Here is a 15583-nt window from a genome sequence, read left to right as displayed (position 1 = left end):
GGGCGTCGGCGGGCGCGAGACGTGGTCCCGAAGCTATGTTAGATTTTGACCTATGTCAAAGTTCGAACCCGCGGAGGACGGTGCTGACCGCTACCCGACGGCGTTCACCGTCGCCGACTTCCAGGCCAACGTCGCGGCGGTACGTGCGCGCATCGACGCCGCCGCCGAGCGGGCGGGACGCGACCCCGGTGCGGTGCATCTGCTCCCGGTGAGCAAGACCGTCCCGACCGATCGCGTGCGGGTGGCGACCGGCGCCGGCCTGCGTCGGCTCGGCGAGAACAAGGTGCAGGAGGCGGTGCGCAAGAATCGGGAGACGGCTGACCTGGACGTCGACTGGGTGGTCATCGGCCACCTGCAGACGAACAAGGCGAGAGACGTCGTCTCCTTCGCCGCCGAGTTCCAGGCGCTCGACCGGCTCCGGGTCGCGGAGGCCCTCGACCGGCGTCTGCAGGCCGCGGGGCGCAGTCTCGACGTGTACGTGCAGGTGAACACCTCGGCGGAGGACTCGAAGTTCGGGATGCCGCCCGAGGAGCTCCCGGGCTTCCTGAAGGCCCTGCCGACGTACGGCGCCCTTCGCGTCCGCGGTCTGATGACCCTGGCGCTGCTCACACCGGACGACGCCCGGGTGCGCGAGTGCTTCGCGCTGCTGCGCACCCTCCGCGACAGGGCCCGCGAAGAGACTCCCGAACTCATCGGCGACGGCGCGCTGTCGATGGGAATGTCCGGCGACTACGAGATCGCCGTCGAGGAGGGGGCGACGTGCGTGCGGGTCGGGCAGGCGATCTTCGGCGCGCGATCCGTCCCCGACAGCCACTACTGGCCGGAGGGCTGACCGCCGCTCAGTCCTCGGTGCGGAACCCTGCCGCCTTGTGCGTGCCGTCGCAGAACGGCTTGAGCGCGGAGAGACCGCAGCGACAAAGGGCCACCGTGCGTCGGCGCGGGTCGATCACCGTGCCGTCGCTCGCGTGCAACTCGATCTCGCCCCGCACGAGCAGGGGGCCGTCCGGGTACGCCGTGACGGTCACCGGCTCCTCGCGACCGCTCATGCCGTCGTCCTCTCCCGCAGTGCCGAGCGGCCCTCGGTCCAGGCGTCCAGGGTGTGGGCTCCGGCCCAGCCGTCGACCGTGAGGCACGCGGCCGCGCCGAACAGGATGTCCGCCAGCAGTTCCGGACGGTCCTCGGCGAGGCTGCCCGCGAGGTCACGGGCGGCGATCTGCTCGTGCACCGCGTCGGCCTCCACATGCTCCTCGAAGTACGCGGCGACCTCGTCGGCGAACCCCAGCCGGTGCAGGCCGTCGGCGTAGAACCGGCAGGGGATCGACGAGGTCATCTCGTACGCGGCGAGGTGGCCGACGATCGCGCCGACGAGCCGGCGGTTGAGCCCGAACAGGCTCATCATGTTGTGCGAGGCGAGCGTGATCGCCGGGGCGTCGTCGACATAGGCGCCGTACGTGTCGTCGAGTCCCGCGGCGCGCAGGGCCCGCGCATAGAGCTCTGCATGCACCCGCTGGGGGCGCCCACCGCCGTACTCGTCGGACTGGATCTCCACGAGCGCGGCCTTGGGACGGCCGGTCAGCCGCGGAATCGCCCAGGAGTGCGGATCGGCCTCCCGCAGGGTGTACACGGATCGCAGGATCAGCGACTCCTCCGCCTGCTCGCGGGTGGCCTTCCTCGCGATGTGCCGCGACAGGCTGGGGCCGGTGTCCGCGGCAGCGAGGGCGAACAGGGCACGACCCACGGCGTCGACCGTGGGTTCGGGAAGCTCGGGCACCGGCACGGTGTCACGCAGTGCGGCCTCGAAGGCGTCCTCGAGGACGCGGCGCGCCGTGACCACCCCGGCATCCCACTCGAGACTCGCATCGAGCTGCGGAAGCGAGCCGTAGGAGGACGCGTAGAGGACGAACAGGGCGAGCTGGATGTCGTCGTCCCGGACCACATCGCTGCTCTCAGCGACGGCTGTGGTGGCGAGGTCGGGCAGGGCGGCGGCGTCCTCGCCGCGACCGGTGAGGACGTCGAGGACGGCGCCCGACAGGGGGCCGCGCGGCGAGAAGGCGACGGCGGTGTCGGCGTCGAGAGTGGAAACGGTCATGAGGAGGGGCTCCCATCGGATCGATCACCCGCATCCTCACCCGCGCGAGCGGCGACCGCCAGGGACTTGACGCCGAGGCGCTCGCCAGGCAAGCGCCTCCGTCGTCAGGGGCACCCGGCGAACACGTACCCTTCATCGTCCGGAGTGACGAGGTCGCGATCGCGGAGCACTGTCGACGCCGGGGTGTCCGGGTCGGCGCACAGCTCCGCGAACGGCCGCGGGAGCTGATCCGTGTACTCGATGTCGATCACGTGAGGCCCGTAGACCCCGGTGTACGTGCCGCACTCCGCGTACGCGGCGCATTCCTCCGTCACGGCGAAGTCGAAGCCCGCGCGCTCTTTCAGGGCGTCCGCATGCTCGGCCGCGTTCTTCTGCCCCGCAGCGAGCCCGACGCGGTGCGCCGCGTCGACGAGCAGGTCCGCGAGCGCGAGGTTGTCGTCCAGGCGCAGAGCGCCGCCCGAGCGCGAGAACGAATCGAGGTTGTCGAACTCGACCGCCTGGAAGTCGGCATCCGCACAGCCCTCGATCCACGGGACCACGATCTCGGCGATGCGGGACCGCTGCTCCGCGCTGCCGGTGTCCAGGAGGGCTTCGTCGGGCCAGTCGGGGTCGAAGACCACCTCGTCGCCGTCGTGCAGGAGCAGGTCGTCGGGCCAGGTGTCCAGCTCGCCCGGCTGCGTCTGGAAGCCGTTGACATAGCAGACGGAGTAGAGGCCGGCGGCGGGCTCCGCGCTGCGGTCGCGGCCGACGATGCCCACACCCTCGGGCGGATCGTAGGCTCCGCCGAGCTGGTAGTCCGGAAGGGCGCCGGCCGGGGGAAGCGCGACAGTGGCCGACGACCCGGTTCCCTCAGCGGGGAGAGCGGGTGGCGCGCTGCAGGCGGAGAGGGCGAGGACCCCGACGGCGATGAGGGCCGCCGGCGCCGGGGAGTGGCGTGTCGTCCTTCGACCGCGCTGGGGACGAGGGACGCTCATCGCGGCTGAGGCGTCGGCTGCGCGGGGGCGTCGACGGGCGGGGCCGCCGCCTCCGAGGGGTTCCGGCGGATCCCGATCCACGACACGACGCCGCCGAGCACGAGGAGCGCCGCCGTGACCCAGGCCGCGTTGTGGAACCCGTCGAGGTCGAGCGTGCCCCCGACGATGGTCGACAGCATCGCGACCACGAGCAGACCCGCGACGCGGGAGACGGCGTTGTTCACGGCGGAGGCGATGCCGGAGTGGTTCTCGTCGATGGCCCCGAGGATCGCGGCCGTCAGCGGGGCGACGGTGAGCGACAGGCCGAGGCCCATCACGATCATGGCCGGGAGCACCTGCGCCCAGTAGTCGAAGGTGGCGTTCACGGTCAGCAGCATCAGCGCTCCGACGGCCATGATCAGCGGTCCGATCGTCATGAAGATGCGCGGGCCCCAGCGCCCTGCCCACCCGCCGGCACGCGAGCTCAGCAGGATCATCAGGATCGTCATCGGCAGGCTCGCGAGCCCGGCCGCCGTCGCGCTCAGTCCCGCCCCCTGCTGCAGGTAGACGCCGACGACGAAGCCGTTGAGGGAGAGCGCGGCGTACACGAAGAGCGTGGCGAGGTTGCCCCACCCGAAGTCGCGCACCCGGAACAGCCACAGCGGCATGAGCGGCGTGGCCGAGCGGCCCTGGCGCCACAGGAAGACGGCGAAGAGTGCGGCCCCGGCCACGGCGGGGATCCAGATCGCGGGGGAGGCCCACCCGAGGTTCGGCTGCTCGATGAGGGCGAAGACGACGGCGCCCAGTCCCAGCGCGCACAGTGCACCGCTCCACCAGTCCACGCGGACGCCCCTCGGGTGCTCCGGCAGATGCAGGCGGGCGAGCAGCACCAGCGTCACTCCGATGGGGAGGACGTTGATGAGGAACACGAAGCGCCAGGACAGGAAGTCGACGAAGAGCCCGCCGAGCAGGGGGCCGACCAGTTGAGCCGCCGTGGTGAAGGCCGTCCAGACGCCGATGGCCCGCGCCTGCAGGTCGCCGCGCATGGTCGCGGTGATGAGCGCGAGGGAGCTCGGGACGAGCAGGGCCCCGGCCGCCCCCTGCGCCCCGCGAGCCACGATGAGCATGAGCGGGTCGATCGCGGCGGCGACCGCGACGGACGCGATGCCGAAGGCGATGAGGCCGATCCGCATCACCAGCACCCGTCCGTAGGCGTCGGACAGGGAGCCGGCGAGCAGGATCAGCGCGCTGAGGGTGATGAGGTAGGCGTCGACGACCCACTGCTGCGTGGTGATCCCGCCGCCCAGCTCTTCACTGATGGCGGGAAGGGCGACGTTCACCACTGTTCCGTCGAGGAACGTGACGAACGAGGCCAGCACGGCGATCGCGATGACGAGCCGCTGGAGCGGGGCGAAGGATGACACAGGCCGACCCTACTCCGGGCGACGGACGCGAGGGCCCGTCAGGCGGCCGGTGTTCCGGTACCTTCCTGCAGGAGCCGTCGGAGCCCGGGGAGGCCGTCCCGTGCGTGCGCCGCACGCTGTCGCGCCGCACCGGTCCCGTCGGCCCGCAGCCGGTCGAGGCCCGCCCGCACCGCGTCCGCATCGCCGAGGTCGTCCAGCACCGGCCCGATGTCGTCGACCAGGTGCTCCGCCACGGTCCAGGCCGGGCAGACCTCTCCGGTGAGCGGATCCACGATGCGGGCCGTCATCCCGGCTCTCGACGCCATCCAGATCGACGCGTCGATCGTCTCCGTCTCGTCGGCGACGATCCGCTGCCCGGACGCCAGGGCGATCCCGCGGGTCAGCAGCGCGGAGAGGACGGCGTCCTCCGCGGTGAGCTGCGTGTCCGCGACGCGCGCCTCGACCGTCGGGTAGCGCTCGGAGAGACGCACCGCCCAGGAGAGGGATGTCGCCTCGCCGATGGTCCCGAGGGCCAGGAGCTGGTCCACGCGCGCCCGGTAGTCGTCGACGTCGGCGAACCGGGGCGGACACCACGACGAGGGGAGCCGGCGGATGAGCATGCTCCGCCAGCTCGCGAATCCCGTGTCGAGACCGTTGCCGAACGGGCTGTTCGTGCTGAGGGCGAGCAGCAGCGGCAGCCAGGCGCGGAGACGGTTCAGGGCGCGGACCCGCTCCTCCTCGTCCGGCACCTCGACGTGCACGTGCAGACCGTTCACCTCGTGCTCGCGGGTGAGGTGCGCCAGCCGCCGGGCGACGTCGTCGTAGTGCGCCGACGGCGAGAGACGCGGCGAGCGGAGAGTGGTGAACGGCGAGCCGGTCGGTGCCGCGATCGCGCGCCGGGCGCGTGCCTGCGTGCCGATGGCCGTGCGCAACGCCGACAGCTGCTGGACGGCCTCGGCGCCGGTCCGCACCGGATCGGTGAGGGCCTCGACCTGCGAGGCCAGGTACTCGGTGGTCACGCGCCCGGCGGTGACGTCATCGCCGATGCGCTCCAGGATGTCACCGCTGAGTGCGACGGGGACGAGCGAATCCTCATCGAGCAGAAGGAACTCCTCCTCGATCCCGAAGCGCGTCATCCGGGTCAGTGGTTTCGCAGTTCGGAGATGAGCTCGGCCTTGCGCTTGCCGCTGTAGCCGGTGAGGCCCAGCTCCTTGGCGCGCTTCCGCAGCTCGGGAACGGTCCAGTCCTCGTAGTCCCCGTGCTTCCCGCCGCGGCGGCCGACGGAGCTGCGGCCGTCTCGTGCGGCAGCGTTCGAGATGCGGGCGGCCTTCTCCTTCGAAGCGCCGTCGTCGCGCAGCTCTTCGTACAGTTCCGGATCCTTCAGGGAGTTGTTGCGTCGTCCTGGCATTGCTCTGCTCCTTCGCGCATCGGGAGGGTCGAAGTCAACCCCCTCCAGAGAGGGTGTGGTTCGGGTCTAGCGTGGGGTCACCGCAGTCGGGCGCCCGCGCCCCCAGAGAAGGGAAAGACCGATGAACATCCTCCTGATCATCGTCATCGTCATCGCCGTGATCCTCGCGATCACCGGAGGACTGGTGCAGTCGCTCCAGTTCCTGCTGTGGGTCGGTCTGGTGCTCCTGGCCATCGCCGTGATCGCCTGGCTGATCCGAGCGATCACCGGCAGCCGCAAGGTCTGACCCGAGTGCGGAGGGGGAGGCTCGCCATCGGCGAGCCTCCCCCTCTTCATGGGTTCAGCGGGTGGGGGATCAGCGGTTGAACGCGTCCTTGACGCTGTCGCCGGCCTTGCCCGCGGCGTCCTTCACGTTCTCGCCGGCCTGCTTCGCGTCGGCCTTCACCTGATCCGCCTGGCCTTCGGCCTCGAGCTTCTCGTTGTCGGTGAGCTTGCCGAAGCCTTCCTTGACCTTGCCACCCAGCTTCTCAGCGGAATTCTTCATGTCATCTGCGCCACTCATAAGAGGCTCCTCTCCTGGACGGATCGATTGCTCTTCGAGCGTCGCACCGCCGTCGCGGTCCGTCCACGGGATTGACATTCACCGACGGGCGTGTCAGCGTTCCGCCCCCATCGACTCCCGCCCGCACAGGGGTTAGCCTGGCGCCAGGCGGGTGTCCTGCCCGTCGTCCTGGACGAAGGGAGCGGTGTGCGATGGACGCGATGATGATGGGTGCCATGTCCAAGAACATGGAGTCGACGCCGGACATGGCGATGATGGACATGTCGGTGCTCCAGGCCTGTATGGACGCGTGTGCCGCCTGCGAGCAGGCCTGCACGGTGTGCGCGACCCAGGAGATGGACTGCGCCCCCGCGTGCATGAACTGCGCGGACATGTGCCACACGATGATGCGATCGATGCTCCGCATGCAGGGGATGACCCCGGCCACGATGATGGCGATGCTGGACGCGTGCATCGCGATGTGCCAGATGTGCATGGACGAGTGCATGCAGCACGCCGATCACAGTGACGTCTGCCGCCTGTGCGCACAGGCGTGCCAGGCCTGCATGAACGCGTGCATGGCGGTCCGCGACATGATGATGGCGAGCGCCTGACCCGGAGGGATCAGGCCCTCGTCACACGACGGCGACGTTGAAGCGGGTGCGCCCGACGGCGAGGACGGCGTAGTCGAGGTGGAGGGCGACCGGGCTGCCGATGGCGGCCTCCAGTGCGGCGCCGGAGCCGTTCCACAGCGTGTGCGTGGTGCCGTCGAGCGTGCGGACGGCGAGGTCTCCGGCGACCGGATCCGCCGCGGTCACGAACGCGTCCGCCCATCGCGCCGGGGTCGCCGCGGCGAGGCGCTCCTGGATCAGGTGCAGGGCGTGGCCGGGGGCCGAGGAGGAGCAGCGGCCGCCGTTCCGGCACATGCACGTCGCACGCTCACGCACCTCGAGGGGCGGACGGCGGTGCAGCGGCGTGGACACGGGGACTCCTTCGGATCGGTGTCCGGCCAGAGTACGTCGATGAGGTCGGGATCCCGCGGCCCTCCCGACACGCGACGAAACAAACGGGTGTAGGCTCGCCGGGTGCTGTCGTCGATGAGCGCCCTCGGGGCGCGGAGCGGAGCTGCAGGCGCGTTCAGCGCCGCAGGCAGAGGCTGAGGACCGGCCGGAGGCGGAACCCCGTCCCCGGCGCTGCGTCGTACCCCGGCATCGTCCGGGTGATCCTCCGATCCGTCTCGCCGACCCGGCGATCACACCGAAAGCTCTTCTCTCATGCGTCCCATCGACGAGCGCGCCCTGCGGGCCTCCTTCTGCAACGCCTCCCGCAAGGAGGTCTCCGACATCACCCTGCCGCCCGACTTCGCCGAGACCGACTTCGAAAGGCTCGACTACCTCGGGTGGATCGACCCGAAGCTGCCCCGGCGCGCCTATGTCGTCGTGTGGATCGACGACGAGCCCGTGGGCGTCGTGCTGCAGCGCGCCGAGCAGCGCGTGCTCGCCCGTGCGCAGTGCTCGTGGTGCGAGGACGTGACGCTCCGCAACGACGTGCAGCTCTACGTGGCCCGCCGTGCCGGAGCCGCCGGTCGCAAGGGCGACACGGTCGGCGTGCTCGCGTGCGCGGAGTTCGGCTGCAACGCGGCGGTGCGCAAGCTCCCGCCGCTGGCCTATCCGGGGTACGACCGCGAGCTCGCCCGCGAGATGCGGATCCTGCGGCTGCAGGAGCACGTGACCGGATTCGTGCGCGAGGTCGCCCGGACCGACTAGGCCGTCACGGCTCGCACGTGAGCCAGGGCGGGTGCCTCCCACGCCGCCGACAGCCGGGCGAACGCCTCGAAGCTGCGTCCGCCCGGCCAGTCGGCCGGCAGCATCGCCGGGGGCAGCCCCGGATCGGTGTAGGGCAGCACCCGCCACCGGTCGATGAGGTGCACGTAGGCCGGGAAGGGCTCCTCGGGCAGGGCCGTGAGCGAGGCCTGGAAGGCTTCGTGCTCGCCGCGCAGCGCGTCGAGGTCCCACCACGTGGCGGCGGCCTCGGCCAGCGTGCCGGCCGGGGCGGGGGCCGACGCGTCGAACAGCGTCGCCCAGCGGCGGGCACCGAGTTCGTCGAGGATCTGCTCCGCCTCCGCCCTGAGGTGCCCGGGACAGATCCACAGGGCGGGGGAGACGACGCCGGCGCCGATCCAGTGCAGTCGGCGGCGCAGTTGATGGCGCACGCTGCGCGCGCTCTCCGGGATCGAGAACGACACCAGGCACCACGGATCGTCGTCGGCCATCTCCTGCATCCGGAAGATCCGGCGGTCGCCGCGCTCCAGCATCGGCACGGCCGCCGGGCTCAGCCGGTAGCCGACGGCGTCGCGGCGCTCCGGCAGGAGCAGGCCCTTCTGCTTGAGACGGGCGATGCCCGTCCGGGCGGGAGCGGCGGGGATGCCGAGGTCGGCGGCCAGCGCCACGAGGTCGGCGGCCGAGATCCAGCCTCCGAGTGGGCGCAGATACAGGCCGATCAGGGTGCGCAGGAGCGAGGCGGTGCTGCCGGGGCGGGCGTCGATGTCATCGAGCACGACCGGCGCCGCGGGGTCAGGAGACACCGGACTCCAACGCATCCCTGACCGCGAGCACCCCGGCGACGGTCTCGGCGTGCGAGGTGCTCAGCGGCGACAGCCCGAGCCGGATCCCGTCCGGGAAGCGGAAGTCGGGGATGACGCCGTCGGCCCAGAGCCTCCGGGTGACCTCCCGGAAGTCGGGGTGGCCGATCGTGATGTGTCCGCCGCGTCGCGCCGGGTCGCGAGGGCTCAGCAGGCGCACGTCCAGGGGCGCGAGCAGCTCGTCGTACGCTCGGACCGCGAGCGCGGTGAGCGACTCCGACTTCGCGCGCACGCCGTCGATGCCCGACTGCTCGATGAGGTCGATCATGCCCTGCATCGCGAGCATCGAGGTCACCGGCGGCGTGCCGCTGAGGAGCTGACGGATGCCGTCGGCGGGGACGTACTCCGGGCCCATGGCGAAGATGTCGGCCGCGCTCCACCACCCCTGGATCGGCTGCCGCAGCAGGCCCTGCAGGTCGTGGCGGAGGTAGGCGAAGGCGGGCGATCCCGGGCCGCCGTTGAGGTACTTGTAGGTGCAGCCGACGGCCATGTCGACGCCCCAGTCGTCGAGCTGCATCGGCACGACGCCCGCCGAGTGGCAGAGGTCCCACATCATCAGGGCCCCGGCCTCGTGCACGACGGCGGTGATGCCGGGCATGTCGGCGAGGGCGCCGGAGCGGTAGTCGACGTGGCTGAGCGAGACGAGCGCCGTCCGCTCGGAGACCACGGCCGCGACGTCGTCGATCGTGACGCCGTGTACCGGATCGGGCGTGATCCAGCGCAGCGTGGCCCCCATCTCCGCCGCCACGCCCTCGGCGAGGAACCGGTCGGTGGGGAAGTTGCCCTCCTCGATCACGAGCTCCGTCCGCCCCGCGGGTCCCTGAGTCGCGCCCGTGGGTCCCTGAGTCGCGCCCCTGGGTCCCTGAGTCGCGCCCCTGGGTCCCTGAGCCGCGCCCCTGGGTCCCTGAGCCTGTCGAAGGGCCCCCCGCATGAGCTTGTACAGCAGGACGCTCGTGGAGTCCGACACGACCGTCTGCCCCGCGCCCGCACCGAGGGCGACGGCGCCGATGCGGTCTCCGAGCTCCATCGGCAGGGCCATCCACTGCTCGTCCCAGGAGCGGATGAGGCGGGTGCCCCAATCCTCGCGCACGAACGCGGCGAGCTTCTCCGGCACGTCGCGCAGCGGCCGCCCGAGCGAGTTGCCGTCGAGGTAGGCGGTGACGCCCGGGGCCTCGACGAACGCGTCGAGATGCGCGGCGAGCGGGTCGGCGGCGTCCAGGGCGCGGGCGGCGTCGAGGAGGGCGGTGTCGGCGGAGCGGTCGGTCATGTCACACCTTAAGGTCGGCGGGGGTGAGGGGGCGGGCGGCCAGGGGATCGGCGGATCCCGGTGGCAGCAGGAGGAGGAGAGAGCGGGGATCGAGCGGGTCGACGGGCGCGAGGGCGCGGAGGAGGGCGTCGTCGTCGAGCCCGGCGGTGCGGAGGGCGGCGACCTCGGCGGGGTTCAGGTCGACGGGGGTCGGGCCGTTGCCCATATCGGTGCCGTAGCGGACGGTGCCGCCGGCGGCATGGAAGCGGGCGACGTTGTCGATCGCGATGGCCCTCGTGGCGGGGTCGTGGATGGCGAGGGTGCTGATCCAGGACACCCGGACGGCCTGGTCCGCGATCTCGTCGTCATCCAGACGCTCGGTGAACGGGGCGTGCGCGAGCTGCGTCGCTCCGAGGCGGACGACGCGCTGCGCTTCGCCGGTGCCCTCCGCATGGGCGACGACGGGGAGGCCGTGCGCCACGGCGAGCTCGACGATCGCGCGGAAGAGGGCGTCGGAGAAGGTCGGGCCGGCGGTGCTGTTGCTCGCGACCTTGATGCCGGAGACACCGGCCGCCACCAGCTCCTCGATCACGGTCGCGGCCGCCGTCGAGTCGGCGATCTCCCGGACGGAACCTGTCGGCGCCCACGCGCGGTCCGAGGGGTAACCGCCGGGGGGAGTGAGGAACGCGCCGGCGAAGTCGACGGTTCGCAACTCAGGAGAATCCGGCCCAGCCGCACCCGGAACCGCCTCGGAAGCGCCTCCGCCGATCGAAACTCCTGAGTTGTGAACGGCGATCCGCGCCACCGTAGACGGATCGCCGCCGAGGTCGACCACTCGTCCGAGGCGCGATGAGGCCAGGAGCGTGTGGTCGACGAGCTGCAGGTGCACGTGGTGGTCCGTGAAGCCCCCGACGATGCGGCCGGAGAGGACCGGGCCCCCCGGCGCGGATGTCTCCTCACGAAGCCGGGGGAGCCCGTCCTCGCCGAGTTCGACGACGCCGTCCCGCCAGCGCTCGCCGTCGAAGAACGTCGCCGTGAGCATCAGGAACCGATCTCGGTGCGGACGGTGTAGAGCTCGGGGAAGAAGGTCAGGTCGAGGGCGCGCTGCAGGAAGCCGACGCCGCTCGATCCACCGGTGCCGACCTTCATCCCGATGGTCCGGGACACGGTCTTGAGGTGACGGAAGCGCCAGAACTGGAAGTTGTCCTCGAGGTCGACGAGGTCCTCGCAGGCCTCGTAGAGATCCCAGTGGGTGCGCGGGTCCTGGTAGATCGCACGGATGGCAGGCACGAGGGCCGGGGTCTCGCGGTACGGTTCGCGCACGTCCCGGTCGAGGATCTCGCGGGGGATCGGGAGGCCGCGGCGAGAGGCGTAGCGGAGGAACTCGTCGTACAGCGTGGGCTTCTCCCACTCGGCCGTGAGGAGCGCGAGGTTCGCCGGGTGGTCGCGGAAGACGCTCAGCATCTTCTCGTTCTTGTTGCCCAGCGCGAACTCGACGGCCCGGTACTGCACCGACTGGAAGCCGGACGAGTTGCCGAGGGCGCCGCGGAACTGGGCGTACTCCGTCGGGGTCAGCGTCGCCAGGACCGACCACTGCTGCGTCATCACATCCTGGATGCGCTTGACCCTGGCGATGCGCTTGAGGGCGTCGCGCAGGTCGTCGGCTGCGAGCAGCTCCCGCGCCGAGCTGAGCTCATGCAGCAGCTGCTTCAGCCAGAGTTCCGTCGTCTGGTGCTGGATGATGAACAGCATCTCGTCGTGATGCTGCGGGTCGCTCACCGGATGCTGTGCCGTGAGGAGCTGGTCGAGCGCGAGGTACGAGCCGTAGGTCATGCGGCCGGAGAGGTCGGTGACGATGCCGGACTCGAGTGCGCGTTCGTTCTCGGTGTGCATCCCGTGAACATATCACTTCCGTGCCGGTCGTCACAGACATGTTATGTCCGGGCCGGAGCGCCGGGCTCGGACGAAAGGGGCCGGTTCAGCGAGTGTGTGCGTCGAGGAAGGCGATGGTGTCCGCGAGCGCCTTCCGGGCCTCGGGGAGATCGAGGTGGAACTGGTACTCGTGCGGGAGCTCCGGCTCGTGCGGCGCGGGCCAGAACACCGGAGTGACCTCGACGCCGAGTTCCTGCAGCCGCTTCGCCATCGGGATCGACTGGAGCCAGGTGAGCCCGTCGCCGTTGCCGCCGGAGATGTACGTCGCGGGGAAGTCGGCCGTGACCCAGTCGACGGTCGACATCGTGGCACCCGTCGAGTCCTCCGCCCAGGTCTTCGTGCCGGCGTAGGCCCACATCGCCGATTTGAAGCCCCACCCCGGGACCCCGTCGAGCTCGGCCAGCGCGGCGAGGTCGTAGACGCCGCAGTTCAGCACGGTCGCGACGAGCTGGTCGGCGCGGAGCGACGGGCGGATGCCGAGGATCTCGGCGTAGTCCGGATTCGTGATGAGCGTCGCCATCTGGCTGGCGAGCTGCGCCCCGGCGGAGTCTCCTGCCAGCACGATGCGTCGCGGATCGACGCCCAGCTCCGCCGCGTGCGCGTCGATGTAGGCGAGGGCCTCGTCGAGCTGGTGGACGGCGAGCGGGTACACGCCCTCGGGTCCGCGGGTGTAGTTCACGCCGATGGTCGTGTATCCCTCCGCGGCGAGGATGCGGAGGTACGGATCGACGTCCTCCTTCGAGCCCGAGATCCAGGCGCCTCCGTGGATCCACACCACGGTCGGCAGTGCGCCGTCGGCGGAGGCCGGGCGGAAGACGTCCATCGTCGTGTCCGTTCCGGCATCTCCGTAGGCGATGTCCTTCCGTTCGTCGAGCGCGGCGTCAGGGACGTGCTTCGTCATCTCCGCCGCGGTCTCGTCACCGCCCTTCGTGAACACGGAGCGGATGATCATCGCGGACGGCCATGGGGTGAGCGTGCCGACGATCGCGACGACGGCGGCGACCGCGGCGAGGGTGCCCACGGCGATCTTCGTGCGACGCCAGGCCTCCGGGCGGTCTTCGCGGCCACGGTTGCGGCGGTGCTGCGGGAGTCTTCCACGGCCTCAGTGTGGCAGCATCCGCCGTCGCGGACCGGGAATGACGGGCGTCCTCACCCGGCGAGGCTCGCGAGGAGACGCCGGAGGCCGTACTCGAAGGCGCGGTCGACGTCACCGCCGAGTCGGAACGCCCCGGACAGCTCCATCTGCAGGAACCCGGTGGCCCAGGCGGTGAAGAGACGCGCGGCGTCGAGAGCGTCCGCCTCGCCCACCGCGGTGGCGCAGGCGCGGATGACGGGGGCGGCGGAGCGTTCCAGCGCCTCGTGCGGGACCGCGGCGTTGAACATGAGGCGGAAGCCCTCCGGGTACGCGTGAGCGAAGGTGCGATAGGTCCGGGCGAGGGTGGAGAGGTCGTCGCCGGCCGCCTCGAGCTCGGTCGCGAGGGCATCGACGGATGCCATGGCGACCGCGACTCGCAAGGCCTCCCGATCGCGCACGCGCTTGTAGAGGGAGGGGGCGCGCACGCCCACGCGCTCCGCGACCGCCTGCATCGTGAGTCCCGCAGGGCCGTCGACCTCGATGATCTCCTGGCCGGCCGCGACGATGGCATCGATCGACGTGCGTTCGGGAGTAGGCATGGATCCTCCTCGATGGCTATTGACAGTAGCCATGATAGCTACGTAACGTAGCCATCGCAATCGTCCGAGAGGATCATCATGAAGCTCGCCCCCCACCTCCACCGCCTCGGCAACGACATCGTCGCCTCGTACCTCATCGACCTGCCCGAGGGCATCACCCTCGTCGACGCCGGGTTGCCCGGGCACTGGCATGACCTTCAGCGGGAGCTCGCCGTGATCGGCCGCCCGCTGTCCGACATCCGCGGACTCGTGCTGACTCACGGCGACAGCGACCACATCGGATTCGCGGAACGACTGCGTCGCGAGTCCGGTGTTCCGGTGTTCATCCACGGCGCCGATGCCCACCGCGTGCGTACCGGGGAGAAGCCGAAGACCCCGATGGGCCCTGCCCGGCTCGGTCCGATGCTCGGCTTCCTCGCCTACGGCCTCCGCAAGAGTGCGCTCCGCACACGCCACGTCGCCGAGGTGTCCGAGGTAGCGGACGGTGACGTGCTCGACCTCCCAGGGGCCCCGGTCGTCGTGGGTCTTCCGGGGCACTCGCCGGGGAGCATCGCGGTGCACGTCCCGGCGGTCGGCGCGGTGTTCGTCGGCGACGCCCTGACCACGCGGCATGTGCTCACGGGGGAGGAGGGCGCGCAACCCGCCCCGTTCACCGACGAGCCCACGGAAGCCCTGGCCTCGCTCGACCGCCTCGCGGCGCTCGACGCCGAGTGGGTCCTTCCCGGCCATGGTGCTCCGTGGCGCGGAACTCCCGCCGACATCGCCGCCGCGGTCCGCGCGCACGCCTGACGCTCGCCCCTGTCGGGTCCAGTAACGCTCCTCGCCGCGTATGCCGAGGTGCACTTTCCGTCCCGCCCGAACGCCACAGCACGGTGCCGGATCGATAACGCACCCCAGTCGCGCGGTAGAGGTGCGTTTCGCGTCCCGCGACGGGGACTCCGTGCGGGATCGAAACCGTGCCCGGCGGACCCTCGCGAGGGGCGGAATGCGTCCCGCTGGGAGGGCCTGCCGGCGTGCGGGATCGAAAACGGGCGGGAGACGGCGTGCGGAGGTGCGATTTCCGTCCCGCACGGGCGCGGGCGCGGGCGCGGGGCGGGGGGAGGGGTCAGGGGGAGAGGAGGGTGGCGGTGTCGGTCACGGTGATCTGCGGGGGATACAGGGACATGACCTGCACGGCGGCGGCGTGGTTCTCGGCCGTGGAGCCGGCGCAGGCATCCGCCACGAGCGTCACGCGTGCCCCGGCGTCCGCGGCGGCGAGCGCGGTGGACACGACGCAGCAGTCGGTCGACACCCCTGCGAGCACGATCCGACCACCGTGCCCCACGATCGCCTCCAGTTCCTGGCCCCACTTGCCGAACGTCGGGAGGTCCACGGTGGGATGAGGAGACAGGCCTTCCGCCTCGGGGACGAGCGCGTACAACGGGTCGTCGGCGGGGCGGTCGGCGAACGGCCACGCGGCGAAGTACTCGCCCCAGGAGGTCGAGCGGTCAGCCGTCGGCAGCCACCGGGTCACGAGCACGCGCTCGCCGAAGGCCTCCGCGAGGCGCCGGATGTTCGTCATCGCGGCGGCGAAGAACGGCGAGCCCCAGGCGGAGTCGGGGGACGCGAAGATCACCTGCGGATCGACCACCACGAGCCAGCTCTCGTCCGCGGAGCCTGCCGCCCCCTCGGCCCCTGAGCCTGCCGCCTCCTGGGT

General features: G+C 71.2%; 20 protein-coding genes. 5 read left to right on the top strand and 15 right to left on the bottom strand.

Annotation, left to right across the window (positions count from 1 at the left end):
- Positions 1 to 52: 52 nt before the first annotated feature.
- Positions 53 to 832: a YggS family pyridoxal phosphate-dependent enzyme gene (locus tag BLU02_RS07255; RefSeq protein ID WP_060922968.1), complete on the top strand. Its 780-nt coding sequence runs from the start codon at positions 53 to 55 to the stop codon at positions 830 to 832.
- A 7-nt stretch (positions 833 to 839) separates the two neighbouring features.
- Here the strand turns inward: BLU02_RS07255 and BLU02_RS07250 are convergent, their stop codons facing one another.
- The 6 genes from BLU02_RS07250 to BLU02_RS07225 all read right to left on the bottom strand — a co-directional run bounded on the left by BLU02_RS07250 (position 840) and on the right by BLU02_RS07225 (position 5853).
- Entirely contained in the window at positions 840 to 1046 is a 207-nt protein-coding gene (locus BLU02_RS07250; RefSeq protein ID WP_060922967.1) for a CDGSH iron-sulfur domain-containing protein, read from the bottom strand.
- Positions 1043 to 2089, bottom strand: coding sequence for an iron-containing redox enzyme family protein (locus BLU02_RS07245; protein ID WP_157547025.1), 1047 nt, complete (start codon positions 2087 to 2089; stop codon positions 1043 to 1045). Before BLU02_RS07245 ends, BLU02_RS07250 begins: the two co-directional genes overlap by 4 nt.
- A 104-nt stretch (positions 2090 to 2193) precedes the next feature.
- Entirely contained in the window at positions 2194 to 3063 is an 870-nt protein-coding gene (locus BLU02_RS07240) for an endo alpha-1,4 polygalactosaminidase (RefSeq protein WP_060922966.1), read from the bottom strand.
- Positions 3060 to 4466 (bottom strand): MFS transporter, encoded by a 1407-nt coding sequence (locus BLU02_RS07235; RefSeq protein WP_060922965.1) that lies wholly within the window; start codon positions 4464 to 4466, stop codon positions 3060 to 3062. The genes BLU02_RS07240 and BLU02_RS07235 overlap by 4 nt, the downstream gene beginning before the upstream one ends.
- Positions 4467 to 4504: 38 nt before the next feature.
- A complete protein-coding gene (locus BLU02_RS07230; RefSeq protein WP_083370917.1) occupies positions 4505 to 5581 on the bottom strand; it encodes a carboxylate-amine ligase in 1077 nt (358 codons plus the stop codon).
- A gap of 5 nt (positions 5582 to 5586) precedes the next feature.
- On the bottom strand, positions 5587 to 5853 hold the full coding sequence (locus tag BLU02_RS07225) for a DUF7218 family protein (protein WP_025102516.1): 267 nt from the start codon (positions 5851 to 5853) through the stop codon (positions 5587 to 5589).
- 121 nt (positions 5854 to 5974) lie between these two features.
- Here BLU02_RS07225 and BLU02_RS17565 point away from each other — a divergent pair, with 121 nt between their 5' ends.
- Positions 5975 to 6139, top strand: coding sequence for a hypothetical protein (locus tag BLU02_RS17565; RefSeq protein ID WP_164498167.1), 165 nt, complete (start codon positions 5975 to 5977; stop codon positions 6137 to 6139).
- 69 nt (positions 6140 to 6208) lie between these two features.
- On the opposite strand, the gene BLU02_RS07220 is transcribed toward BLU02_RS17565, so the two are convergent.
- Positions 6209 to 6397 carry a CsbD family protein gene (locus tag BLU02_RS07220; RefSeq protein WP_370670658.1) on the bottom strand — a complete coding sequence of 63 codons (189 nt, stop codon included), beginning with the start codon at positions 6395 to 6397 and terminating at the stop codon, positions 6209 to 6211.
- Positions 6398 to 6606: 209 nt separating this feature from the next.
- Here BLU02_RS07220 and BLU02_RS07215 point away from each other — a divergent pair, with 209 nt between their 5' ends.
- Complete coding sequence (locus BLU02_RS07215) at positions 6607 to 7008, top strand: four-helix bundle copper-binding protein (RefSeq protein WP_060922430.1); 402 nt, start codon at positions 6607 to 6609, stop codon at positions 7006 to 7008.
- Positions 7009 to 7029: 21 nt separating this feature from the next.
- On the opposite strand, the gene BLU02_RS07210 is transcribed toward BLU02_RS07215, so the two are convergent.
- Entirely contained in the window at positions 7030 to 7377 is a 348-nt protein-coding gene (locus BLU02_RS07210) for a hypothetical protein (RefSeq protein WP_060922429.1), read from the bottom strand.
- Between the two features lie 291 nt (positions 7378 to 7668).
- On the opposite strand from BLU02_RS07210, the gene BLU02_RS07205 reads away from it, so the two are divergent.
- Positions 7669 to 8160, top strand: coding sequence for an FBP domain-containing protein (locus BLU02_RS07205; protein WP_060922428.1), 492 nt, complete (start codon positions 7669 to 7671; stop codon positions 8158 to 8160).
- Here the strand turns inward: BLU02_RS07205 and BLU02_RS07200 are convergent.
- From BLU02_RS07200 to BLU02_RS07175, 6 genes are all read right to left on the bottom strand, one after another.
- On the bottom strand, positions 8157 to 8978 hold the full coding sequence (locus BLU02_RS07200; RefSeq protein WP_082750071.1) for a PaaX family transcriptional regulator: 822 nt from the start codon (positions 8976 to 8978) through the stop codon (positions 8157 to 8159). The genes BLU02_RS07205 and BLU02_RS07200 overlap by 4 nt on opposite strands.
- Positions 8968 to 10302: a kynureninase gene (locus tag BLU02_RS07195; RefSeq protein WP_060922426.1), complete on the bottom strand. Its 1335-nt coding sequence runs from the start codon at positions 10300 to 10302 to the stop codon at positions 8968 to 8970. The genes BLU02_RS07200 and BLU02_RS07195 overlap by 11 nt, the downstream gene beginning before the upstream one ends.
- 1 nt (position 10303) lies before the next feature.
- Positions 10304 to 11323 (bottom strand): amidohydrolase family protein, encoded by a 1020-nt coding sequence (locus BLU02_RS07190; protein WP_060922425.1) that lies wholly within the window; start codon positions 11321 to 11323, stop codon positions 10304 to 10306.
- Positions 11323 to 12174, bottom strand: a complete 852-nt coding sequence (locus tag BLU02_RS07185; RefSeq protein ID WP_060922424.1) for a tryptophan 2,3-dioxygenase — start codon at positions 12172 to 12174, stop codon at positions 11323 to 11325. The genes BLU02_RS07190 and BLU02_RS07185 overlap by 1 nt, the downstream gene beginning before the upstream one ends.
- An 85-nt stretch (positions 12175 to 12259) precedes the next feature.
- Entirely contained in the window at positions 12260 to 13234 is a 975-nt protein-coding gene (locus BLU02_RS07180; protein WP_231919656.1) for an alpha/beta hydrolase, read from the bottom strand.
- Between the two features lie 128 nt (positions 13235 to 13362).
- Positions 13363 to 13887: a TetR/AcrR family transcriptional regulator gene (locus BLU02_RS07175; RefSeq protein WP_060922422.1), complete on the bottom strand. Its 525-nt coding sequence runs from the start codon at positions 13885 to 13887 to the stop codon at positions 13363 to 13365.
- Positions 13888 to 13965: 78 nt separating this feature from the next.
- Here BLU02_RS07175 and BLU02_RS07170 point away from each other — a divergent pair, with 78 nt between their 5' ends.
- Positions 13966 to 14676 (top strand): MBL fold metallo-hydrolase, encoded by a 711-nt coding sequence (locus BLU02_RS07170; RefSeq protein ID WP_060922421.1) that lies wholly within the window; start codon positions 13966 to 13968, stop codon positions 14674 to 14676.
- Between the two features lie 316 nt (positions 14677 to 14992).
- Here BLU02_RS07170 and BLU02_RS07165 read toward each other — a convergent pair whose 3' ends face one another.
- A complete protein-coding gene (locus tag BLU02_RS07165) occupies positions 14993 to 15520 on the bottom strand; it encodes a cysteine hydrolase family protein (RefSeq protein ID WP_060922420.1) in 528 nt (175 codons plus the stop codon).
- Positions 15521 to 15583 lie beyond the last annotated feature (63 nt).

It is taken from the genome of Microbacterium paraoxydans, from assembly GCF_900105335.1.
GTDB classification, from domain to species: Bacteria; Actinomycetota; Actinomycetes; order Actinomycetales; family Microbacteriaceae; genus Microbacterium; species Microbacterium paraoxydans.
This window is presented reverse-complemented; position numbering and strand designations above follow the sequence as displayed.